Below are 22,402 nucleotides of genomic sequence, written 5' to 3'. Positions count from 1 at the left end.
CATTTTCAGGAGAAAACCCATGGCAGCAGATGTCAAACCCCGCGTCAAAGTCCCCAAAACCGCCGCAGCAGGCGAGGTCATCGCGATCAAGACGCTGATCTCGCACCCGATGGAATCCGGGCAGCGCAAGGACAGCGACGGCAATGTGATCCCGCGCTCGATCATCAACCGCTTCACCTGCGAGTTCAACGGTCAGTCGGTGATCGACGTGACGCTGGAGCCGTCGATCTCGACCAACCCCTATATCGAATTCGATGCCACCGTGCCCGAGGCCGGTGAGTTCAAATTCACCTGGTATGACGACGACGGCTCCGTCTACGAGGACGTTAAGGCGATCGAAATCGCCTGACCAAGGCCTATGCGCGCGCCCTTGGAGGAGGGGGCGCGCGTAAACCCCAGGGAGGAGAGAAACGCATGAAACTGAAGAACACGCTTCGCACGGCTTGTACTGTGGCGGCTCTGACCGCTCTGGCGCTCGCGGCCCCGGCTTTGGCCGATGAAGACGCGGAACTGGTGATCAACGGCGAGATCGAGATCGTCACCAAGACGACGGCGCCGGCGCATCTGGAAGGTCATCTCGACGAGATCCTGTCCGGCTGGCGCTTCCGTTCCGATGACACGCAAGCGATGGAAATGGACGATTTCGACAACCCCGGCATGCTGGGCGCCGAAATGGGGTTCGATCAATTCGAAACCGTGATGGGCACCGAGGGCAAATCCTGCGCGGATTGCCATGACGGCGTCGAGAGCCTCGCCAATGTGCGTCCGACCTATCCGAAATGGAATGACGACAAGGAAGCGGTCTACACGATCCAGATGCAGATCAACGACTGTCTGACCGAACGGATGGGCGCGGAGCCGCAGAAATACGACAGCGTCACCATGCTGAACTTCGAGGCCGCCCTGTCGTCGGTTTCGCGGGGGATGCCGATGAACGTCGCGATCGACGGTCCGGTTCAGGCGACCTGGGAGCAGGGCAAGGAAATGTATTACACGCGTTTCGGCCAGCTCGATCTGTCCTGTTCCAACTGCCACGAGCAGAATTACGGCAACATGATCCGCGCCGACCACCTGTCGCAGGGGCAGACCAACGGCTTCCCGGTTTACCGGATCAAGGACAACAAGCTCACGGGCACGCATGGCCGGTTCAAAGGCTGTATCCGTGACACCCGCGCCGAGACCTTCTCGCCGGGCTCGCCAGAATTCGTGGCGCTGGAGCTCTATGTGGCGTCGCGCGGCAATGGCCTGTCCGTTGAGGGTCCGTCCGTCCGCAACTGATCTTTGAAGCCCCGCCGAGGATGGCTCGCGCGGGGCTTTCTTCCTTCCGATATATTCAAATTCCCGCATAATTCATGGATTTGTGCGGCATCTACGGAGCTACACGCATGATTTCACGTCGTGACTTCCTTCAGGTCTCCATGGCCGCATCTGCGCTTTACGGCGCGTCCGGATTTGGCAACTGGGCGCGTCTCGCGGCCCAACAAAGCCTGACGCAGGATCAGCTTCTGGAGTTCGACACCTTTGGCAACGTCTCGCTGATCCATGTCACCGACATCCACGCCCAGCTCAAACCGATCTATTTCCGCGAGCCGGAGATCAACATCGGCGTGGGCGGCAACAAGGGCGCGGTGCCGCATGTCACGGGGGCGGATTTCCGCAAGCTCTACGGCATCGAGGATAATTCCCCCTCGGCCTACGCACTGACTTACAACGATTTTTCCGCACTTGGCAAAGCTTACGGCAAGGTCGGGGGCCTCGATCGTGTGGCCACCGTGATCAATTCGATCCGCGCCGCGCGGCCCGATGCGCTTTTGCTCGATGGTGGCGATACATGGCACGGCTCCTACACCTGCTACCACACGGCGGGGCAGGATATGGTCAATGTGATGAACGTGCTGAAACCCGATGCGATGACCTTCCACTGGGAATTCACGCTTGGCTCCGAGCGCGTGCGCGAAGTCGTGGCCGATCTGCCGTTTGCGGCTTTGGGCGCCAATATTTTCGACGCCGAATGGGACGAACCGGCAGAGGATTTCGAACCGTACAAATTCTTTGAGTGCGGCGGCGTGAAGATTGCCGTGATCGGTCAGGCCTTCCCCTATATGCCCATCGCCAACCCCGGCTGGATGTTCCCGGAATATTCTTTCGGCATTCGCACCGAGCGGATGCAGGAAGTGGTCGACGAGGTGCGCGGCATGGGCGCGGAGCTGGTCGTGCTGCTGTCGCACAACGGGTTCGACGTTGATAAAAAGATGGCGAGCCTCGTCAAGGGCATCGACGTTGTGCTCTCGGGCCACACCCATGATGCGCTGCCGGAGCCGGTTCTGGTCGGCGAGACGATCATCATCGCGTCCGGGTCCAACGGCAAATTCGTCTCTCGCGTCGATCTGGATGTGCGCGACGGGCGGATGATGGGGTTCCGGCACAAACTCATCCCGATCTTCTCCGACGTGATCGAGCCGGACAAAGAGGTCGCGGCCCTGATCGACGAGCAACGCGCGCCCTATGAGGAGGCGATGTCCGAGGTGATCGGCGAGACCGATAGCGTGCTTTACCGTCGCGGCAATTTCAACGGCACCTGGGACGATCTGATTTGCGATGCGCTTCTGTCTGAGCGCGAGGCGGATATCGCGATGTCGCCGGGCGTACGTTGGGGCCCGAGCCTTCTGCCGGGCGACAAGATCACCCGCGAGGACATCTGGAATGCGACCTCGATGACCTATGGCAAGGCGTACCGTTCCGAGATGACCGGCGAGTTCATCCATACGATCATGGAAGACGTGGCCGACAACATCTTCAACCCCGATCCCTATTACCAGCAGGGCGGCGACATGGTGCGCATGGGGGGCCTCGGCTACCGCATCGACATCACCAAGCCGCAGGGCGAACGGATTTCCGAGCTGACGCTTCTGAAAACCGGCGAGCTTCTGGACCCGGCGAAAAACTATGTCGTCGCGGGCTGGGCGTCGGTCAACGAGGGCACCGAAGGGCCGCAGATCTGGGACGTGGTCGAGGATCACATTCGCAAACAGGGCGTGGTTCACGTCGAGCCGAACACCTCCGTCAAGGTCATCGGCGCATAAGCGTCGGGGCCTTACCACCTGAAATCGCACAGAAACGCATAAGAGGGAGACACGAGAGATGAGTGACACCCAGAACGGACAAAGCCGGCGCGCCTTCCTGCGCGGGGCGGCGGCCACCGGGGTCGGACTGGCGGCGAGCAAGGCGGCTGCCGAAACCCCTGATCCGCTGATCACCGAGAAACAGGACTGGGCCATGTCCACCGGCGCGGGCGTGGATGAAACGCCCTACGGCCTGCCGATCAAATACGAAGGCGATGTCATTCGCCGCAACGTGCCGTGGCTGACGGCCGATCCGATTTCGTCGATCAACTTTACGCCGATCCATGCGCTCGACGGGACGATCACGCCGCAGGGCTGTGCTTTCGAGCGTCATCACTCCGGCGCGATTGAGCTACGCAAGGAAGATTATCGCCTGATGATCAACGGTTTGGTCGATCAGCCGCTGGTCTTTAGCTATGAAGATCTCGAACGCTTCCCGCGGGTGAACAAGACGTTCTTCCTCGAATGCGCGGCCAACACCGGCATGGAATGGGCGGGGGCGCAATTGAACGGCGCGCAGTTCACCCATGGCATGATCCACAACATGGAATACACCGGCGTGACGCTGCGCACGCTTCTCGAAGAGGCGGGGCTTGGGGCGGCGGGCGATCTTGCCGACAAATGGGTCTATGTCGAGGGGGCGGATGCCTCGTCGAACGGGCGCTCGATCCCGATGGAGAAGGCGCTCGATGACTGCATGATCGCGTTCAAGGCCAATGGCGAAGCGCTGCGCATGGAGCATGGCTATCCGGTGCGTCTGGTCGTTCCCGGTTGGGAAGGCAACATGTGGGTGAAATGGCTGCGGCGCATTGAAGTGACCGCGCAGGCCATTCAGTCGCGTGAGGAAACCTCGAAATACACCGATACGCTTGCCGACGGCACCTCGCGCAAATGGACCTGGGTCATGGATGCGAAATCCGTCGTGACCTCGCCCAGCCCGCAATCGCCGATCAAACACGGCAAGGGGCCTCTGGTGATCACGGGGCTTGCGTGGTCCGGGCGGGGCGCCATCACCGGCGTCGATGTGTCGATGGACGGTGGCAAGACCTGGCAGAAAGCGCGGCTTGCCAATGAGGGGCAGTCGATGGCGCTGACGCGGTTTTATCTCGACACCACATGGAATGGCGAAGAGATGCTGCTCCAGTCGCGCGCCCATGACGAGACGGGCTATGTTCAGCCGACCAAAGCGCAACTGCGCGAGGTGCGCGGCGAGAACTCAGTCTATCACAACAACTGTATCCAGACCTGGCATGTCAAATCGAACGGGGAGGCGGAAAATGTCGAAGTTTCTTCCTAAAATGATCCTCACCACCGCCCTCTCCGCCACGCTGGCGATGCCAGCTTTCGCAGAGAAACTCGGTCTTGGCCGGGCGGCTCTGCCCGAAGAAATCGCGGCGTGGAACCACGATATTTCGCCCAATGGCGAGGGTTTGCCCATCGGCTCCGGTTCTGTCGAAGACGGCGAGATGATCTTTTCCGAGAACTGTGCCGTCTGTCACGGCGAGTTCGCGGAAGGTGTCGACAACTGGCCGAAACTGGCGGGGGGCGATGGCACTTTGGCGGACAAGGACCCGCTGAAAACCATCGGCTCTTACTGGCCGTATCTCTCGACCGTCTACGATTATGTCCGCCGCTCCATGCCCTTTGGCAATGCGCAGACCATGTCCGACGATGACGTCTATGCGATCACCGCCTATCTTCTCTACTCGAACTATATCGTGGACGACGATTTCGTGCTGTCGAACGAGAATTTCCTCGATGTGGAGATGCCGAATGCAGGGGGCTTTGTCGTCGATGATCGCCCGGAAACGGAATACACCATCTTCGCCGAGGCGAATGCCTGTTACGAAAACTGCAAGGACACGGTCGAGATCACCAAACGCGCGACCGTTCTTGACGTGACGCCGGAGGAAGAGGGCACTGAAACCGTGACCGAAGCCGCCGCCGTCGTTGAGGAGGCTGTCGACACGCCTGCGGTCGAAGAGGCTACGGCAGAGCCCGTTGCGGAAGAGGCGCCGGTCGAGATGGCAGCCATGTCCTTTGACGCCGATCTGGCGGCACAGGGCGAGAAGGTCTTCAAGAAATGCGCGGCCTGTCACCAGGTGGGTGAGGGGGCGAAGAACAAGACCGGGCCGGTGCTCAATGGCGTGGTCGGTGCGCCGATCACCCATATTTCGGATTTCAAATATTCCAAGGACTTCACGGACGCCCATGCCGAGGGGTTCACCTGGACCGAGGACAATCTGAGCGAATATCTGGCCAAGCCGAAAGCGATGTTCCCGAAGACAAAAATGACCTTTGCCGGTCTGAAAAAGGATGAGGAGATCGCCGCGGTGATCGAATATCTCAAATCGGTGTCGCAGTAAGACATCCTGCGAGAACAAGGGGGCGGCATCCGAACTGGGTGCCGCCCTTTTTCGTGGTATTATCTGTGGTATCATTCGGGAAATCAGGGAGGATTTTTCATGAACACCAAAGCTTTGACGGTGCTTTTGGCACTCGCGACCGGTGCAGGTCTCGGCGCGCCGGTTCTGGCGAACGATCAGGCGATCACCTTCGATTATGACGGCACATTCGAGGACGCGGCTTTTGCCGTCGAGGATGCGATCATCTCGAAGGGACTGGTGATCGATTATCGCAGCCACACCGGCGAGATGCTGGAGCGGACCCGCGAGGATGTCGGCTCCGATGTCGTGTTGTTCGATGCGGCGGATGTGTTCCTGTTCTGCTCGGCCACCGTGTCGCGTCAGGTGATGGAGGCCGATCCGATGAACATCGTGCATTGCCCCTATTCGATTTTCGTCGCCGATCAGGCGGGTAAGGTCACCATCGGCTTCCACGATTACCCAGAGGGGCCGATGCAGGCGGTGGAGGATTTGCTGACAGAGATTGTGGAAGAGGCGACAAGCTTTTAAGAAGACCCCTTGAAGCAAAGGGGCACAGGATGGATTGGATCGACCGTTTTTCCGGTCTGGCGGAGTTGGAGCCGAAGGTGCGCGAGCGCCTCGTGAGCCAGTCGCAGATCGTGCACCTGCCGGAAAACACGGTGCTATTCGGGCCGGGGAAAAGCCCGGAGAACCTGTTGATGTTGCTCGAAGGCACGGTTCGGGTGCAGCAAACCACCGAGGGCGGGCGCGAGATCGTGCTCTACCGGGTACATGCCGGGGAAAGCTGTGTGCTGACCACCGCCTGCCTTCTGGCTTATGAGGATTACAGCGCCGAGGGCATTGCCGAGACGGAGGTGGAGGCGGTCGCCATTCCGCGCCGGGTGTTCGACGATCTGGTGGCGCGCTCGCAGAGTTTCCGCAATTTCGTGTTTTCCGCCTATTCGCGGCGCATCACCGATCTGTTTCATGTGATCGAGGAAATCGCCTTTCAAAAGGTCGATATCCGTCTGGCACAGAAACTGCTCGGATTGTCCCGGGGCGCGGGGGAGCTGAAGGCGACGCATGCGCAACTGGCGGCGGAACTGGGCACGGCGCGGGAGGTGATTTCTCGTCAGCTTCAGGAATTCCAGCGCCGCGGATGGGTGAAAACCGCCCGCGGCGTGGTGTATCTCACCGATCGCGAAGCGCTCGATGCGCTGGCGCATTCGGGGTGACGATCATTTCTTGCAGGTGTTGATCCCGAAGATCGAATAGAGCGGGCAGGAGGAGATCAGCCCGGTCACCAGCGGGATGATCCCGATCAGATAAAGCCAGCGCAACGAGGCTTCGGTGTTCAGGAAGAACCCGAGGATGAGGGCAAGGCCGATCACGATGCGCAGGATGCGGTCAATACCGCCGACGTTCTTTTTCAACATGGAACTCTCCAGTGAGTCTTGGTTAACCGAGATTTAGGCTACTGCGCAGCCTGGCGTCTGTCTGTAACAAACTCACATCCGTCATATGCGTTGACGGATGTGCCGCAGGGCGGCGAGGCAACGCAATAATGTTGAAATAAAATAAGAAAAAGCGGGCTTTCACGATGAAAGCCCGCCTGAATGTTCGATTTGTGAAGGCTTTTGAGCTTAGTCCATCGCCTTGAAGTTCAGCGCCACACCATCCTTGATGCCGGAGAACCAGCGCGAGGTGACCTTTTTGGTCTTGGTGTAGAACTTGAACGCGTCCGGCCCGTATTGGTCGAGATCGCCGAAGGCCGATTTTTTCCAGCCGCCGAAGGAATAATAGGACAGCGGCACCGGGATCGGGAAGTTGACGCCGACCATGCCGACATTCACGCGCGCCACGAAATCGCGCGCGGTGTCGCCATCGGCGGTGTAGATCGCCGTGCCGTTGCCGTAATCGTTGTCGATGATCAGCTGAAGCGCCTCTTCATAGGTCTCCATGCGGACCTGGCTCAGAACCGGGCCAAAGATCTCTTCCTTGTAGATGTCCATCTCCGGGGTGACGTCATCGAACAGGGTCGGGCCAACGAAATAGCCGTTCTCATAGCCCTGAATGCTCATGCCGCGCCCATCGGTCACAAGCGTCGCGCCTTGGTCCACGCCGGAGGTGATCAGGCTTTCGATGCGCGCTTTCGCCTGCGCGGTGATGACGGGGCCGTAATCGGTGTCATCGCCTGCGGTATAAGGCGCGACCTTGAGTTTCTCGATCTTCGGCACGAGTTTCTCGATCAGCTTGTCGGCGGTCTCTTTGCCCACGGGCACCGCCACGGAGACGGCCATGCAGCGTTCGCCTGCCGCGCCGAAACCCGCGCCAACCAGCGCGTCGGCGGCCTTGTCGAGATCGGCGTCCGGCATGATGATCATGTGGTTTTTCGCACCGCCGAAACACTGCGCACGTTTGCCGTTGGTGGCCGCACGACCGTAGATATATTGCGCGATCGGGGTCGAGCCGACAAAGCCCACGGCCTGAATCGTCTCGTTGTCGAGGATCGCGTCGACGGATTCCTTGTCGCCATGAACGACCTGCAAGACACCTGCGGGCACACCGGCTTCGGTGGCAAGCTCGGCCAGCATCAGCGAGGTCATCGGCGTGCGTTCCGAGGGTTTCAGGATCATGGCGTTGCCGGAGACCAGCGCCGGGCCCATTTTCCACAGCGGGATCATCGCAGGGAAGTTGAACGGCGTGATGCCCGCAACGACGCCGAGTGGCTGGCGGATGGCGTAAAGGTCGATGCCCGGACCCGCGTCGCCGGTGAACTCGCCCTTGAGCATCGCAGGCGCGCCCATGCAGACCTCGATCACTTCAAGACCGCGCTGAATGTCGCCCTTGGCGTCCGGCAGCGTTTTGCCATGCTCGCGGGACAGGCATTCGGCCAGCGCGTCCATGTTGTCCTCGATCAGACGACCGAATTTCATCATGACGCGGGCACGGCGCTGGGGGTTGACCTTGGCCCAGCCGATTTGCGCAACGGCTGCTTTCGCGACGGCATCGTCCAGCTCGGCGGGCGTTGCGAGCGGCACTTTGGCAATGGCTTCGCCGGTGGCCGGGTTGCGCACTTCGGAGAAACGACCGGAGGTGCCGGCGACGTATGCACCGTTGATGTAATGTTTGAGCTCTTGCATAGGGTCCTCCATCTGACTTGTCCTAAAGTTAGCCTTGCGAAAATGGGTTAAAAAGGGCGAAGATTTCAAAAAGATTTTGCGTTTTTGCAAAATGAAAGGAGCCAAGATGAACTGGGACGATCTGCGGGTGTTTCTGGCGGTGGCGCGGACCGAAAGCCTCTCGGGCGCGGGGCGTCAGCTCAAGATCGATCCGGCGACGGTGGGGCGACGGATTGCGCGACTGGAAGAGGGGCTTGGCGTCACGCTGTTCGCGAAATCGCCGCAGGGCTATGAGCTGACCCGCGACGGCGGGCGGCTTCTGGCCCATGCGGAAACGGCGGAACAGGCGGTGACGCTGGGGGCCGAAACGCTTACGGAGGAGGGCGATGCGGGGCTCAAGGGGGTGATCCGCATCGGTGCACCGGATGGCTGCGCCAACTATGTCCTGCCTCGGGTGATTGCGCGAATCGCCCAAGACCACCCCGATCTTGAGATGCAGGTTATCGCCCAGCCGCGGCTGTTCAACCTCTCGAAACGCGAAGTCGATCTGATGGTGAGCGTGTCTGCGCCGACCGCCGGGCGGCTTCTGGTGCAGAAGATTACCGACTATCACCTGTCGCTAGCGGGGATGCGCCCCTACCTGCGACGGCAACCGGGGATCAGAACCCTTGAGGATCTCGGCGTGCATAAGATGGTCGGCTATGTCCCGGATCTGATCTTCGACAAGGAACTCGACTATCTTGAGGAAATCGGCGTGAAACAGGTGGATTATACGTCGAATTCGGTCTCCGTGCAGCTCAACATGATCCGCGCCGAGCTTGGGATTGGCGTCGTGCACGACTTTTGCCTGCCCTATGTGCCACGGATGCGCAGGGTTCTGCCGGAGCAGGTGCGGCTCAAACGTGCCTTCTGGCTGGTGCGTCACGAGGATGACCGCAAGGTCGAACGCCTGTCGAGATTTTGCGAGATTTTCACCCGGGAGATGCGGGAGGTCGTCGAGAAACTCGAAGCCGAGACTTGACAGATTGTCGCACCCCGGGAGAGGCTGAGGGAAGGGAGACAAGGGAGAGGGCTGCACCTGCGGCAGCCAATTGATAAAAAGGGAGGAGCCATGCTCGTTGGACAAATTTTGAAAGCCAAGGCGATTGCGGAAACCGTGACCATTCGACCGGATATGACGGTGGGAGAGGCGACGGAGCTTTTGTCCGCCCGCCGGATCGGGGCGGTGATCGTCGCTACGGATGCGAAACGCCCGGAAGGCATCCTGTCGGAACGTGACATCGTGCGCGAATTGGGCCGGACCGGAGCCGAGGTACTGACCCATAAGGTGGCGGATTTCATGACGCGCAAGCTGGTGAGCTGCAAGGCGGACGACACCGCGCTGGCCGTGCTGGAGCGGATGAGCGCCGGGCGCTTCCGTCACATGCCGGTGATGGAGGGCGAGGAGATGATCGGCCTCGTGTCGATCGGCGATGTGGTCCAGGCGCGGCTCGATCAGCTCGCCATGGAGAACACCGCGCTCGAAGGCATGATCATGGGGCATTAAGCCGGCCCAAGTCGGGAGAAACGCCGGGAGACAGGGAAAATTATCATGGGTGACGGGGCGTTCGCGCCCCAATCCTCTTGATTTCGCACCTGCAATATAGTTGCGTGCGCCAGAGGAAGAGGAGGAAGATCCCATGCGTATCGGCTTGTATCCCGGCACTTTCGACCCGGTGACCCATGGACATGGCGACATCATCCGACGGGCCTGTGCGCTTGTCGACCGGCTTGTCATCGGTGTGGCCATCAACCGCGACAAGGGGCCTTTGTTCAGTCTCGACGAGCGTGTCGAGATGCTCAAGGATTATACCGAGGGTTTTTCGGCGGACACCGGATGCGAGATCGTGGTGCATCCGTTCGAGAACCTTCTGATCCAATGTGCCCGCGATGTGAACGCCTCGCTCATCATCCGCGGCCTGCGTGCCGTGGCGGATTTCGAATATGAATATCAGATGGTTGGGATGAACCGGGCACTCGACAACAATATCGAGACCGTGTTCCTGATGGCCGATGCGCGGCATCAGGCGATTGCCTCGAAGCTCGTCAAGGAAATCGCCCGTCTCGATGGCGAGATTTCCAAATTCGTGTCACCAGCGGTGGAGGAGCGGCTTTTGGCGAAGTTCGGGCGCTGAGCCTTCGCCGGGCCGAACAGCGTCAGGCATGAAAAAAGCCCCGCTTGGGGGCCTTCTCATGCGCGGGTGCAGGCGTCTCAGCCGTAGATCGCCTCATGCGCCAGTTGGCGGGCGCGGGCGGCGTCGATGTTCAGGTCGGCTTTGACCTTGTCGGAGAGACTGTCAAGCTCGGCCAGAGTGCGGCGATAGGCGGCCCGTTTGCGGGCGGCGGCGGCGAGGGAAGCAAGCGTTTTCATGATGCCGGTCCTTTCAGGGCATGAGCGTTTCGATGGCTCTGATATGCACTCATTTTAGCGCCAACACCAATGCCGGTTCACCAAGTTCGATATGCGATTTGCGCATGGGTTTTGCGCGAAACGCATTGCTGTTTCGCAATATGTCTCGCGGACTTACGGGGGCTCAAAACGCCGGAATGACGCCGATGGAGACAAAGCCTTTGAGCACGACGTCCACCGCCACGGCGGCCAGCACCATGCCCATGACGCGCGAGATGATCGCGGCGCCGGTTTCTCCGAGGATGCGCAGGATTGGCTGTGCGGCCATCAGAATCAAAAGCGTGATGAACAGGACGACGATCATGATCGAGGCTGTCATCGCCTGATGAGCGAAGGAGAAACGGTCGTTGTCGGTGAGCATCACGACGGCCAGCATCGCGCCCGGAGAGGCAATCGAAGGCATGGCCAGAGGAAAGACGGAGACGCGCCGGGCCTGGTCCTGTTTGTCGCTATGGGGTCTTTCGACCTGAGCCGCCTCATGCGAGGGTTTGCCATCGCCAAAGATCATCGTGAGCGCGAAGAGAAACAACACCAACCCGCCTGCGATCTGGAAAGACGGCAGCCCGAGCCCGAGTGCATCCAGAACGGTTTGACCGAGCAGGATGAAGGCGAGCAGGATCAGGCAGGCGATGATCACGGCGCGGGCGGCAACCATGCGCGCGAGGCGGGGCGTCAGGCCCGCAGTCCCGGCGATGAAGACGGGCAGGGTGCCGATCGGATCAATGACGACCCAGAGGGTGATGAATTCGCTGAGAATGGTGGAAAGGCTGGGCATGGAACCTGTGGCTGGACGAAGAAAAGGGAGGTGGGGATGCGGGAGGCTTATGGATCAGATAACATGCGATTTGCGGGGAACAAGCTTCAAGAGCGGTCCCATGACAATAAAAACGCCCCGGAGGGCTCCCCGGGGCGTTTGTCTCCCGTTCGCGCGGGATAAACGGGCTTCGCTCAGCCTGTCTGAGGGCTGAATCTGTCTCAGGCGATGCAAAACGCTTGCACTGCGCTTCAGGCGCGAGGGTGATGTCATGGCGGGGTTTTCACCCCGCCTGATCGGTTTTAGAGGAATTTCGCCATCGCGACGGCGGTGTCCGCCATACGGTTGGAGAAGCCCCATTCGTTGTCGTACCAGGTCAGGATGCGGCACATGGTGCCTTCCATGACTTTGGTCTGATCGGTGTGGAAGATCGAGCTGTGCGGATCGTGGTTGAAATCCGAGGACACGAGCTTGCGGTCGGTGTAGCCGAGAATGCCTTTGAGCGGGCCGTTGGCGGCGGCGCGGATTTTTTCGTTGATCTCTTCCACGGTGGTTTCGCGGGCAGCCTCGAAGGTCAGGTCGACGACGGAGACGTTCGGCGTCGGCACGCGGATTGCGACACCGTCGAGCTTGCCGGCGAGCTCGGGCAGCACGAGGCCCACGGCCTTGGCGGCCCCGGTCGAGGTCGGGATCATCGAAAGCGCTGCGGCGCGGGCGCGATACAGGTCTTTGTGCATCGTGTCGAGCGTCGGCTGGTCGCCGGTGTAGGAGTGGATCGTGGTCATGAAGCCTTTCACGATCCCGATCTCGTCGTTGAGCACCTTGGCGACCGGCGAGAGGCAGTTGGTGGTGCAGGAGGCGTTCGACACGATGATGTCATCGGCGGTCAGCACATCGTCGTTCACACCGAAGACGATGGTCTTGTCGGCACCTGCGGCGGGTGCGGAGACCAGAACGCGTTTGGAGCCGTTCTTCAGGTGCAGGGCAGCCTTTTCCTTGGCGGTGAAAATGCCGGTGCATTCCAGCGCGATATCGACATCCCCCCACGGAAGCTCTTCCGGGTTGCGGATGGCGGTCACCTTGATCGGGCCGCGACCGGCGTCGATCGTGTCTTCGGTGAATTTCACCTCGACCGGGAAGCGACCATGCACAGAGTCGAATTGCAGCAGGTGCGCGTTGGTTTCCACCGGACCCAGATCGTTGATCGCCACCACCTCGATATCGGTCCGCCCCGATTCGACAATGGCGCGCAGCACATTGCGCCCGATCCGACCAAATCCGTTAATTGCGACTTTCACGGCCATAACAGCACCTCCTTGACGCTTTGGCTGACGGGACCCTGTCCCATCTCATGTGATCCGCAAGGAGACGTGCCCCTTGCGCAAATATGTATAAGGCGACCGTCACCGGTCCCATGACAGCGATCAGCGCCAGAATGCGATCCAGGTGAGCAGCCGAAGCCATTCCCGGGCCAGAAACAAAGATCCTGCACCCCCGGTCAGTCCGAAATCGAGGCCGAGCGCGATCAAAATCACGATGGCGAGGCCCAGGGCAATCTGATTGGTCATATTCTCGCGCTAACGTCTGTCTTGGGGGCACAATGCGACAGGGGTGTGAAGAAAAAAAGGGGGCAGATCAAAAAAAGAGAAATTATGCCCGCAGGATAGCCTGCGGGGCTCATGGCTTTGCCAAGAAATGTGACAGGACGGGGGCTCCTCTTCCCCCGCCCCGAAGGGCGTCTGGTCTGGCCTATAAGGGGTCAGAGCCGGCCCATGGCAGTGGCCACATCGGCCATGCGTGCCGAGAAGCCCCATTCGTTGTCATACCAGGCGAGCACGCGCACGGTGCGACCGATCACTTTGGTCTGATCGGGGGCGAAGATTGAGGACTGAACCGTATGGTTGAAGTCGATGGAGACTTTCGGTTCCGGGTCATAACCCAGAACGGCGCGCATGTGGCCTTCGGCGGCTTCGCGCACGATCTCGTTAACGTCGGCGACGGTCACATCCTTGGAGGCCTGAAAGGTCAGGTCGACGGCGGAGACGTTCGGCGTCGGCACGCGGATCGCCGAGCCGTCGAGCCTGCCCGCCAGTTCCGGCAGCACTTCGGAGATCGCCTTGGCGGCACCGGTGGAGGTCGGGATCATCGCCATGGCGGCGGCGCGGGCGCGGTACAGGTCCTTGTGACGACGGTCGAGCGTCGGCTGGTCGCCGGTGTAGCTGTGGATCGTGGTCATGATGCCGCTCTCAATGCCGATGGCGTCATTGAGCACCTTGGCGAGCGGCGCGAGGCAGTTCGTGGTGCAGGAGCCGTTCGAGATCATCCGCTCGGTTTCGCGCAGGTCGCGGTGGTTGACGCCGAACACCACTGTGCGGTCGACGTTTTTCGCAGGCGCCGAGATCAGCACCTTGCGCGCACCGCGTTCGAGGTGAACGTTGGCTTTGTGGCCATCGTTGAACTTGCCGGTGCATTCGAGCACCACATCGACACCCTCCCAATCCAGCTCCTCCGGGTTGTAGGTCGACATCACCTGGATCGGACCATTGCCCAGATCCATCGTGTTGCCCTCAACCGACACCGTGCCGCCGAAACGGCCATGGATGCTGTCGTATTTCAACAGGTGCGCGTTGGTCTCAATCGGACCGGTGGCATTGATCTTGACCACCTCGATCTCGTTCAGCCCGGCCTCTGCGATATGCGCGAGCGTGCAGCGCCCGATGCGGCCAAATCCGTTGATCCCGAGTTTGATGGTCATATTGCGTCTCCGGCTGATGTTCTGTTGAGGAGGGGAGTTGCAGGTCGGTATACGGCGGTGTGCCGTTTTGGAAAAGTGTTTAACGCCAACATGTTCGCGCAAACATCACCAAAAGAGGCGGTTTAGCGATAACAAGATGAGAACAACTCAACGCCATCTCGGGGACCCGAAGGCCCCCGAGAGAAAACCCGTCATATTTCAACTCACATGCCGGGCAGTTTGCAATCGTTCGAATCGAGCGTTTGCACCGGATCGCCGGGCGCGCAGGTTTCGTGACTGACCGGATATTCGGTGGGCGCAGGTTCCATGCAACCGACCAGAATTCCGAGGCTCATAAGGATCAAGAGAATACGCATGACAGTCCTCCTTTCCGCCATGTCCTAGTGTGCCACGACACGCCCGATCGCGCCATGATCAGGGTCATAATCGGGGCCGGAAACGGGGGCGGAAACGCGAAAACGCCCACCGAAGCGGGCGTTTTCAAAACCTGCGCGGAGGCTGAGATCAGCCCAGCAGGGCCTTGACCTGAGCCACGATGTTTTCGGCGGTGATGCCGAATTTCTCGTAAAGCTCTTCGGCCGGGGCGGAGGCACCGAAGCGGTCCATGCCGACGAAGGCCTGTTTCGCTTCGCGGCCACGCTCGCCCAGGAGCCAGCGGTCCCAGCCGCCCGCGCGCATCGCGGCTTCGACGCCGACGCGCACCGGACCTGCCGGAAGCACTTTGCGGCGGTAGGCTTCGTCCTGCTCGGCGAAAAGCTCCATACAGGGCATGGACACCACGCGGGTGCCGATGCCGTTTTCTTGCAGGATCTTGCGAGCTTCCATGGCGATGGCGACTTCGGAGCCGGTGGCGATCAGGATCGCGTCGCGCTTGCCCTCGGCTTCGGCCAGCACATAGGCACCTTTCGAAACGAGGTTGGCGGTTTTGTGTTCGGTCCGCAGCGTCGGGACGTTCTGACGGGTCAGCACCAGAACGGAGGGCGTTTTCTGCGAGGTCAGGGCAATTTCCCAGGCCTCAGCCGTTTCGACCGTATCCGCCGGACGGATCGTCAGCGTGTTCGGTGTCGCGCGGCAGATCGCGAGATGTTCGACCGGCTGGTGCGTCGGCCCGTCTTCGCCCAGACCGATGGAGTCATGGGTCATGACATAGGTCACCGGAATGCGCATCAGAGCCGACAGACGCATCGCCGGGCGCGCGTAATCGGTGAAGCAGAAGAAGGTGCCGCCATAGGGGCGGATACCGCCGTGCAGCGCCATGCCGTTCATCGCGGCGGCCATGCCGTGCTCACGGATGCCGTAATACACGTAACGACCCTTGCGGTTGGTCTCGTCGAAGACACCCATGTCGCCGGTGAGCGTGTTGTTCGAACCGGTGAGATCGGCGGAGCCGCCGATGGTCTCGGGCATGATCGGGTTGATCACTTCGAGCACCTTCTGCGAGGAGGCGCGGGTCGCCAAGCTCGGCGCGGTCTCGGAGATCTGCTTTTTGAACGCCTTGATCGTGGCGGAGAGCTTCTTCGGTGCTTCCCCCGCGAAAACGCGGTTGAACTCGGCCTGACGGCGCTCGGATTGCTCCTCGAAGCGGGCTTCCCATTCGACGCGCTCATGGCGGCCTTTGGAGCCGATTTCTTCCCATTCGGCTTTCACCTCGGGCGCAACCTCGTAAGCGCCCCAGTTCACGCCATAAGCGGCTTTCGCAGCGGCGAGTTGCTCGGGGTTGGTCAGCGCGCCATGGCCTTTGGAGGTGTCCTGCGCGGCGTGGCCCAGAGCGATATGGGTCTTGCAGGCGATCATCGACGGTTTCTTGGATTTCTTCGCGGCTTCGATGGCAGCGTCGATCTGTTCCGGATCGTGACCGTCGATGGCCTGAACATGCCAGCCCGCGGCTTTGAAGCGCGCCACCTGATCGGTGCGGTCGGCGATGTCCACGGTACCGTCGATGGTGATGTTGTTGTTGTCCCAGAAGACGATGAGCTTGGAGAGCTTCTGACGCCCGGCGAGCGCGATGGCTTCCTGGCTCACACCTTCCATGAGACAGCCGTCACCGGCCATCACATAGGTGAAGTGGTTCTGAAGCTTGGTACCGAACCGGGCGCGCAGGCTCTCTTCGGCCATGGCGAAACCGACGGCGTTGGAAATGCCCTGACCGAGCGGGCCGGTGGTGGTCTCGACGCCATCCAAGAGGAAGTTTTCCGGGTGACCGGCGGTTTTCGCGCCCATCTGACGGAAGTTCTTGATCTCCTCGAACGGCATCTCTTTGTAGCCGGTGAGGTAGAGCAGGGAATAGATCAGCATGGAGCCGTGGCCTGCCGACAGGATGAACCGGTCGCGGTCCGGCCAGAGCGGTGCGGAGGCATCGAATTTCAGATGCTTGCCGAACAGCACGGTGGCCACATCGGCCATGCCCATCGGCATACCGGAGTGACCGGAATTGGCACCGGCGACGGCATCGAGGGTCAGGGTACGAATGGCGGCGGCACGCATCCAGTGATCGGGGTGCGCCTCGCGCAGGGTTGCGATATCCACGGGCGGATCTCCTTTAGGCTCCCAAACGGGGCCGGACCCTGTGGAATCCACGGAAATTCCGGCCTTTCGGGCCTCCTGATAACGATGTGACGGCAAAGTGCAAGCGGCGAGGTGCGGTTGCGACGCTATTGAACATGGTCATGTGGAGGGTGGCGGGGGGCTTTCCGCGCCCGGTTGAGGAGGCATGTTGGTAAATCCGGCCTCATGAGATAGTCTTGCGAATCAAGAGAGAGAACATGAGGCCCGCGCGCTTCGCCCTTGAGGACAAAGGAAGTTTCGGCTTTCATGGGGCTTAGGCAGAGTTCAGGCAAGGCGCTGGGAGAGGGGCTCGTGATGACAAGGCAGAATGTGAGTAGGTGGCAATGAGCGAGATTTCCGATTTCGAGGCCCGGATCACAGCCGCGCTTGAGCGGATCGGGCGCGCGGTGGCGGTGGCCGAAGAGCGAGCCGAAGCGGCGCAGACGCAGGTCGAGGGGGGAGTCGCGAGCGATGTGCTCGAGGCCGAGGTTGCGCGGCTGAACGATGCGCTGGCCGAGGAGCAGAGCGCCAACGCCCAGCTCGAGGCGCGGGTGAAGGCGATCCATGACCGTCAGGAAAGCCATGTCGCGGCGCTCGAAGACGAGGTGGAAACACTCCGCCGTCAGTTGATGGACCACGACCGCGAGATGCAGAAGCTACGTAATGTGAACGCGCAGCTGCGCGAGAACAACGCGGCGCTGCGGGCGGCGAATGCCGAGGGCTTGGGCGATGCGAGCCTGATTGACGAGGGCATGCGTGCGGAACTTGAGGCGCTCAAGGCGACGCGCGATGTAGATGTGACGGAGCTCGATGCGCTCCTGACGGAGCTGCGCGCGGTGATGACACGCAGCGCGGCGGTGCCGTCGAGCGAGGAGGTATAAGCGATGCCCGAAGTGAAAATCTCCATCGGAGGACGCGAATTCGATGTGGCCTGTCAGTCCGGTGAGGAACATTTCCTGAAATCCGCCGCCGAGCTTCTGGACAATGAGGCTTCGGTTTTGTCGAGCCAGATCGGGCGGTTGCCGTCTGAACGGATGCTGTTGATGGCGGGGCTGATGCTCGCGGACAAGACCGCCGGGATGGAAGAACAGATGCGCGCGCTCGAAAGCAAGCTCGGCGCGCAGGAGGCGCTGATCGAAGAGATGCGGGCGCGCCCGGAGCCGGAACCGCAGAAGATCGAGGTGCCGGTGGTGCCCGCCGATGTCACCGACACACTGGCCGAAATGGCGGCGCGGGCGGAGGCGATGGCGGCGGCGTTCGAGGAGCGTCTGGGCGTGACCGATACGCTGGGCGAGGTGTGATGCGCTGGCTCGCGGCACTTGGTTTGGGCCTTGCCCTCACAGGTGCGGCGCAGGCGGAGGATATTGTCGAGGGGCAATACGATTGCGCAGGTGGCGTGACGCTGCCGCGCGTGTTCCTGCCCATCGAGGAAACTGGCGATCTCTATGTGATCCTCTTTGTCGAAGGGCGGCTTCTGGTGTTTTATCCGCAAGGCGCGACACCGGACGGGATCTCGCTTTTCACCCATTACGTCGGAGACGCGCAGGAATATCTTTATTTCGAAGGCCCGGACGGGCAGACGCGGCTGGTGTTTCAGTACGGGGACGAGGTCCGCGTGATCGCCGAAGAGTGCCGGTTTTCGACCTACTAATGATCAGATAAGACAGCAAAAAAGGCGCGGGATGATCGCGCCTTTCGTGGTTCTGTAAGCGTTCGGATCAGGCGTTCGCGGCGCGGATCTGGTCGGCTTTTTCGGTATCGAAGGCGACGCCCTTGTCCGCGAGCATCTGGTCCAGTTCGCCCGAGAGCGTCATCTCGATCACGATGTCGCAGCCGCCGACGAATTCGCCTTTGACGTAAAGCTGCGGAATGGTCGGCCAGTCGGAGAATTCCTTGATCCCTTGGCGGATTTCCTCGTCGGAGAGCACGTCCACGTCGAGATAATCGACGCCCATGAAGTTGAGAATCCCGGCCACTTTCGAGGAAAACCCGCAGCGCGGCATGAGTTTCGTGCCCTTCATGAAGAGAACGACATCGTTTTCATCGACAGTGGTCTGGATGGTGTCTTGTGCAGTCATATCAATGTCCTTTCGCCGCCCCGTGGGGCGCTTGTGCGTTATTCCGGGGCGCGGGTGGTGAGTGCCAGCGCGTGCAGCTCGCCGCTTTCGAGCTGGGCTTTGAGAGTCGCGTTCACCGCGCGTTGTTGCTGGACGCGGTTCATGCCCTTGAAAGACGGGTCGATCACCTCGGCGGCGAAATGCTGGCCGTCGTCGCCCTGAACGATGATCTTGGCGTCGGGCAGACCTGCGCGGATCAGGTGTTCGATGTCAGAGGCAGTGATGGCCATGAAGGGCGCTCCTTAGCGTCGTGATTGGGTCGGAATGGAATGTAAGCTCTGGGCGGAGAGGCTGCAAGCGCTCAAACCGGAGAGGGGCTCTGTGCGGCTTTGCAGAGCGGTTTTTGCCTGTCGGATTTGCGTCGGACTTTTGTCGGACTTCTGTCGGGCAGGCTTAGGCGCCGGGTCTTTGGGCAAGTGCGTCGAGAAAGGCGTCGAAATCGGCGGCCAATGTCTCGGTGTCGGCCCAAGCCCGTGCGCATTTGCGCAGGAGCCGCAGGCGTTCGGCTTCGAGACCTTCGGGCAGGTCGAGGGCTGCGGCCTCGACCAGTTGCTTCATCCGCTCGTGCAGCGGTTTGAGCCGGTCGAAATCCCGGAGCATGGCGGGCAGGAGTGTCAGGTCGTCGCGCCAGCTTTCGCCGTTGAAGCGAAGTTGCGTGACGCGTTGCCCCGCGCCCGCGCAATCGTAGAGCACACAGCCGCGGTTGCCGATGGTTTCGAGCTGGTCGTGGCAGGAACAGAGATGGCCGGAGAGATTGGGGCAGGGGATGCCCGCCGGTTTGTCGAAGGAGAAGAGATCGCCCTTGTCGAGTGTCAGGCCCACGCAACAGAGTGCTGCGCATTGGGAACAGTCGGAGGTGAGATCGGGCCAGAGATTGGGCGTGATTGTCATGTGTTTCTCATAAAGCAAAAGGCCCGCAGTGGGGCGGGCCTTTCTTTGAGTATTTGTCCAGCAAAGGAAACTCAGCCGAAGATCTCTGTGAAGGTGCCGCGATAGATGGCGGACAGCTCGGCGAGCGGGGCCGCGGAGGCGCCGAATTTCACCGCGTCGCCGCCGAATTTACCGACGGTCGCCACCGGCACACCGGCCTGAGCGGCGGCGGCCATCAGGGCCTCGGCCTGATCGAAGGAGCAGGCGACGAGGTAGCGGGCCTGATCTTCGCCGAACAGCGTGGCGGTGTCGTCCGCGTCGAGCGTGACGCCGACACCGGCGGCTTCGGCCATCTCGAAGGCTGCAAGCGCGAGCCCGCCGTCGGACAGATCGGTCACGGCTCCGATCAGCTTGCCATTGGCGCGGATGAATTCGCCGTTGCGTTTCTCAGCGGCGAGATCGACATGCGGTGCGTCGCCGTCTTCGCGGTTGAACACTTCGTAGAGGAGGGCGGATTGGCCGAGCAGGCCTTTGGTCTCGCCCACGAGCACGGCGATGTCTCCCTCGTTCGCCAGCCCGGCGATCAGGTCGTCTTCCGAGGCGATGAGGCCCACGGCGCCGATGGTCGGGGTCGGCAGGATGCCTTCGCCGTAGCTCTCATTGTAGAGAGAGACGTTGCCGGAGACGATCGGCATGTCGAGGAAGGACACGGCTTGGCCGATGCCATCGAGCGCGCCGACGAACTGGCCCATGATCTCGGGCTTTTCGGGGTTGCCGAAGTTCAGGTTGTCGGTGGTCGCGAGCGGCAATGCACCGACGGCGGTGAGGTTGCGATAGGCTTCGGCGACGGCTTGTTTGCCGCCCTCAACCGGGTTGGCGCGCACGTAGCGCGGCGTCACGTCGGAGGTGAAGGCGAGCATTTTGGGCGTGCCATGGACGCGGATCACACCGGCGCCGAGGCCGGGGGTGCGGACCGAGTCGGCCATCACTTGGGTGTCGTATTGTTCATAGACCCAGGCTTTGGAGGCGTAGTTCGGCGAGGAGATCAGGCCTTTGAGACCGTCGATCCCGTCGATCTGCGGCACGTCTGCGACCTGTTCGGCCTCGGGGGTCGGGACCCAGGGGCGGTCGTATTCCGGCGCGGAGGAGGCGAGCGTGGAGAGCGGCAGATCGGCCATGCAGATGCCGTTGTGCATGATCAGGAAGCGGTCTTCTTCGATGGTTTCGCCGACAATGGCGAAATCGAGGTCCCATTTTTCGAAGACGGCGCGGGCTTCGGCCTCTTTCTCGGGTTTCAGGACCATGAGCATGCGCTCCTGAGACTCGGAGAGCATCATCTCATAGGCGGTCATGTTGGGTTCGCGCTGCGGCACGTTTTCCAGATCGAGACGCACGCCAAGCCCGCCCTTGTCGCCCATTTCCACGGCGGAGCAGGTGAGGCCCGCCGCGCCCATGTCCTGAATGGAGATCACCGCGCCGGTCTGCATCAGCTCCAGCGTGGCTTCCATCAGGCATTTCTCGGTGAACGGGTCGCCGACCTGAACGGTGGGGCGTTTCTCTTCGATGCTGTCGTCGAATTCGGCCGAGGCCATGGTCGCACCGCCGACGCCGTCACGGCCGGTTTTCGCGCCCAAGTAAACGACGGGCATGCCGACGCCGGAGGCGGCCGAGTAGAAAATCTTGTCGGCGTCTGCGAGACCCGCGGCGAACGCGTTCACAAGGCAGTTGCCGTTATAGGCGGCGTGGAAGCGCACTTCGCCGCCCACGGTCGGAACGCCGAAACAGTTGCCGTAGCCGCCGACGCCCTGAACGACGCCATGGACGAGTTGCTTGGTTTTCGGATGGTCTTTGACGCCGAAGGACAGTGCGTTCATCGCGGCGATGGGGCGTGCGCCCATGGTGAACACGTCGCGCAGAATGCCACCGACACCGGTCGCAGCGCCCTGATAGGGCTCGATATAGGAGGGGTGGTTGTGGCTTTCCATCTTGAAGACCACGGCCTGACCGTCGCCAATGTCCACAACGCCCGCGTTTTCGCCGGGGCCGCAGATCACCTGCGGGCCGGTCGTCGGCAGTTTGCGCAGATGGATTTTCGAGGATTTGTAGGAACAGTGCTCGTTCCACATGGCCGAGAAAATGCCCAGCTCGGTAAAGCTCGGCTCGCGGTTCAGAATGCGCAGGATCTCGGCGTATTCTTCCGGCTTGAGACCGTGGGCGGCGATGATCTCTTCGGTGATGGCGGGTTCGGTCATGAGTGTCCCCTCGAATGTCCCCGGGGCTTGTCCCCCGTGGGCGGCAGCGTC

General features: G+C 61.1%; 26 protein-coding genes. 13 read left to right on the top strand and 13 right to left on the bottom strand.

Going from position 1 to position 22,402, the window contains the following annotated elements:
- Positions 1 to 19 precede the first annotated feature (19 nt).
- The 7 genes from soxZ to V1475_RS17430 all read left to right on the top strand — a co-directional run bounded on the left by soxZ (position 20) and on the right by V1475_RS17430 (position 6,723).
- The gene (soxZ, locus tag V1475_RS17460; RefSeq protein ID WP_434286600.1) at positions 20 to 349 is read left to right on the top strand and encodes a thiosulfate oxidation carrier complex protein SoxZ; all 330 of its coding nucleotides are present in this window, start codon (positions 20 to 22) and stop codon (positions 347 to 349) included.
- Positions 350 to 414: 65 nt separating this feature from the next.
- Positions 415 to 1,278 (top strand): sulfur oxidation c-type cytochrome SoxA, encoded by an 864-nt coding sequence (soxA, locus tag V1475_RS17455; RefSeq protein WP_479413764.1) that lies wholly within the window; start codon positions 415 to 417, stop codon positions 1,276 to 1,278.
- 107 nt (positions 1,279 to 1,385) lie between these two features.
- On the top strand, positions 1,386 to 3,083 hold the full coding sequence (gene soxB, locus V1475_RS17450; RefSeq protein WP_479413763.1) for a thiosulfohydrolase SoxB: 1,698 nt from the start codon (positions 1,386 to 1,388) through the stop codon (positions 3,081 to 3,083).
- 58 nt (positions 3,084 to 3,141) lie between these two features.
- Entirely contained in the window at positions 3,142 to 4,419 is a 1,278-nt protein-coding gene (gene soxC / locus V1475_RS17445; RefSeq protein WP_479413762.1) for a sulfite dehydrogenase, read from the top strand.
- Complete coding sequence (locus V1475_RS17440) at positions 4,400 to 5,488, top strand: c-type cytochrome (RefSeq protein ID WP_479413761.1); 1,089 nt, start codon at positions 4,400 to 4,402, stop codon at positions 5,486 to 5,488. The genes soxC and V1475_RS17440 overlap by 20 nt, the downstream gene beginning before the upstream one ends.
- A 99-nt stretch (positions 5,489 to 5,587) precedes the next feature.
- Positions 5,588 to 6,037, top strand: a complete 450-nt coding sequence (locus V1475_RS17435; RefSeq protein WP_479413760.1) for a DUF302 domain-containing protein — start codon at positions 5,588 to 5,590, stop codon at positions 6,035 to 6,037.
- Between the two features lie 29 nt (positions 6,038 to 6,066).
- Entirely contained in the window at positions 6,067 to 6,723 is a 657-nt protein-coding gene (locus V1475_RS17430) for a Crp/Fnr family transcriptional regulator (protein WP_434286606.1), read from the top strand.
- A gap of 3 nt (positions 6,724 to 6,726) precedes the next feature.
- Here V1475_RS17430 and V1475_RS17425 read toward each other — a convergent pair whose 3' ends face one another.
- Positions 6,727 to 6,924 (bottom strand): YgaP family membrane protein, encoded by a 198-nt coding sequence (locus V1475_RS17425; RefSeq protein ID WP_434286607.1) that lies wholly within the window; start codon positions 6,922 to 6,924, stop codon positions 6,727 to 6,729.
- 207 nt (positions 6,925 to 7,131) lie between these two features.
- The gene (locus tag V1475_RS17420) at positions 7,132 to 8,631 is read right to left on the bottom strand and encodes a CoA-acylating methylmalonate-semialdehyde dehydrogenase (protein ID WP_479413759.1); all 1,500 of its coding nucleotides are present in this window, start codon (positions 8,629 to 8,631) and stop codon (positions 7,132 to 7,134) included.
- 106 nt (positions 8,632 to 8,737) lie between these two features.
- On the opposite strand from V1475_RS17420, the gene V1475_RS17415 reads away from it, so the two are divergent.
- The 3 genes from V1475_RS17415 (at position 8,738) to coaD (ending at position 10,784) form a co-directional block, all read left to right on the top strand.
- Positions 8,738 to 9,631, top strand: a complete 894-nt coding sequence (locus tag V1475_RS17415) for a LysR family transcriptional regulator (RefSeq protein WP_479413758.1) — start codon at positions 8,738 to 8,740, stop codon at positions 9,629 to 9,631.
- Positions 9,632 to 9,721: 90 nt separating this feature from the next.
- Positions 9,722 to 10,156, top strand: coding sequence for a CBS domain-containing protein (locus V1475_RS17410; RefSeq protein WP_479413757.1), 435 nt, complete (start codon positions 9,722 to 9,724; stop codon positions 10,154 to 10,156).
- A 133-nt stretch (positions 10,157 to 10,289) separates the two neighbouring features.
- The gene (gene coaD / locus V1475_RS17405) at positions 10,290 to 10,784 is read left to right on the top strand and encodes a pantetheine-phosphate adenylyltransferase (protein WP_434286612.1); all 495 of its coding nucleotides are present in this window, start codon (positions 10,290 to 10,292) and stop codon (positions 10,782 to 10,784) included.
- A gap of 77 nt (positions 10,785 to 10,861) precedes the next feature.
- On the opposite strand, the gene V1475_RS17400 is transcribed toward coaD, so the two are convergent.
- The 7 genes from V1475_RS17400 to tkt form a co-directional block, all read right to left on the bottom strand.
- Positions 10,862 to 11,020 carry a YjiS-like domain-containing protein gene (locus V1475_RS17400; RefSeq protein WP_479413756.1) on the bottom strand — a complete coding sequence of 53 codons (159 nt, stop codon included), beginning with the start codon at positions 11,018 to 11,020 and terminating at the stop codon, positions 10,862 to 10,864.
- 163 nt (positions 11,021 to 11,183) lie between these two features.
- Complete coding sequence (locus tag V1475_RS17395) at positions 11,184 to 11,834, bottom strand: MarC family protein (RefSeq protein WP_434286615.1); 651 nt, start codon at positions 11,832 to 11,834, stop codon at positions 11,184 to 11,186.
- A gap of 281 nt (positions 11,835 to 12,115) precedes the next feature.
- Positions 12,116 to 13,117: a type I glyceraldehyde-3-phosphate dehydrogenase gene (gap, locus tag V1475_RS17390; RefSeq protein ID WP_434286616.1), complete on the bottom strand. Its 1,002-nt coding sequence runs from the start codon at positions 13,115 to 13,117 to the stop codon at positions 12,116 to 12,118.
- A gap of 120 nt (positions 13,118 to 13,237) precedes the next feature.
- Positions 13,238 to 13,381, bottom strand: a complete 144-nt coding sequence (locus V1475_RS17385; RefSeq protein ID WP_434286617.1) for a hypothetical protein — start codon at positions 13,379 to 13,381, stop codon at positions 13,238 to 13,240.
- Between the two features lie 191 nt (positions 13,382 to 13,572).
- Positions 13,573 to 14,568 carry a type I glyceraldehyde-3-phosphate dehydrogenase gene (gap, locus tag V1475_RS17380; RefSeq protein ID WP_479413755.1) on the bottom strand — a complete coding sequence of 332 codons (996 nt, stop codon included), beginning with the start codon at positions 14,566 to 14,568 and terminating at the stop codon, positions 13,573 to 13,575.
- Positions 14,569 to 14,771: 203 nt separating this feature from the next.
- A complete protein-coding gene (locus V1475_RS17375) occupies positions 14,772 to 14,924 on the bottom strand; it encodes a hypothetical protein (protein ID WP_479413754.1) in 153 nt (50 codons plus the stop codon).
- 148 nt (positions 14,925 to 15,072) lie between these two features.
- Positions 15,073 to 17,094, bottom strand: a complete 2,022-nt coding sequence (gene tkt, locus V1475_RS17370; RefSeq protein WP_479413753.1) for a transketolase — start codon at positions 17,092 to 17,094, stop codon at positions 15,073 to 15,075.
- A 362-nt stretch (positions 17,095 to 17,456) separates the two neighbouring features.
- On the opposite strand from tkt, the gene V1475_RS17365 reads away from it, so the two are divergent.
- From V1475_RS17365 to V1475_RS17355, 3 genes are read left to right on the top strand one after another with little or no spacing between them, the layout of a single operon-like run.
- A complete protein-coding gene (locus tag V1475_RS17365; protein ID WP_479413752.1) occupies positions 17,457 to 17,993 on the top strand; it encodes a hypothetical protein in 537 nt (178 codons plus the stop codon).
- A gap of 3 nt (positions 17,994 to 17,996) precedes the next feature.
- On the top strand, positions 17,997 to 18,413 hold the full coding sequence (locus tag V1475_RS17360) for a cell division protein ZapA (RefSeq protein WP_479413751.1): 417 nt from the start codon (positions 17,997 to 17,999) through the stop codon (positions 18,411 to 18,413).
- A complete protein-coding gene (locus V1475_RS17355; RefSeq protein ID WP_479413750.1) occupies positions 18,413 to 18,763 on the top strand; it encodes a hypothetical protein in 351 nt (116 codons plus the stop codon). Before V1475_RS17360 ends, V1475_RS17355 begins: the two co-directional genes overlap by 1 nt.
- Positions 18,764 to 18,830: 67 nt before the next feature.
- On the opposite strand, the gene grxD is transcribed toward V1475_RS17355, so the two are convergent.
- From grxD to purL, 4 genes are all read right to left on the bottom strand, one after another.
- A complete protein-coding gene (grxD, locus tag V1475_RS17350; protein ID WP_434286624.1) occupies positions 18,831 to 19,190 on the bottom strand; it encodes a Grx4 family monothiol glutaredoxin in 360 nt (119 codons plus the stop codon).
- 38 nt (positions 19,191 to 19,228) lie between these two features.
- Entirely contained in the window at positions 19,229 to 19,459 is a 231-nt protein-coding gene (locus tag V1475_RS17345) for a BolA family protein (RefSeq protein WP_434286625.1), read from the bottom strand.
- Between the two features lie 163 nt (positions 19,460 to 19,622).
- Positions 19,623 to 20,120, bottom strand: a complete 498-nt coding sequence (locus tag V1475_RS17340) for a hypothetical protein (protein ID WP_479413749.1) — start codon at positions 20,118 to 20,120, stop codon at positions 19,623 to 19,625.
- Positions 20,121 to 20,191: 71 nt separating this feature from the next.
- Complete coding sequence (gene purL / locus V1475_RS17335) at positions 20,192 to 22,351, bottom strand: phosphoribosylformylglycinamidine synthase subunit PurL (RefSeq protein WP_479413748.1); 2,160 nt, start codon at positions 22,349 to 22,351, stop codon at positions 20,192 to 20,194.
- Between the last annotated feature and the right edge of the window lie 51 nt (positions 22,352 to 22,402).

The organism is Celeribacter sp. SCSIO 80838 (assembly GCF_056498065.1).
Note: the sequence above shows the minus strand (reverse complement) of the source record. Positions and strands in the feature narration are given on the sequence as shown.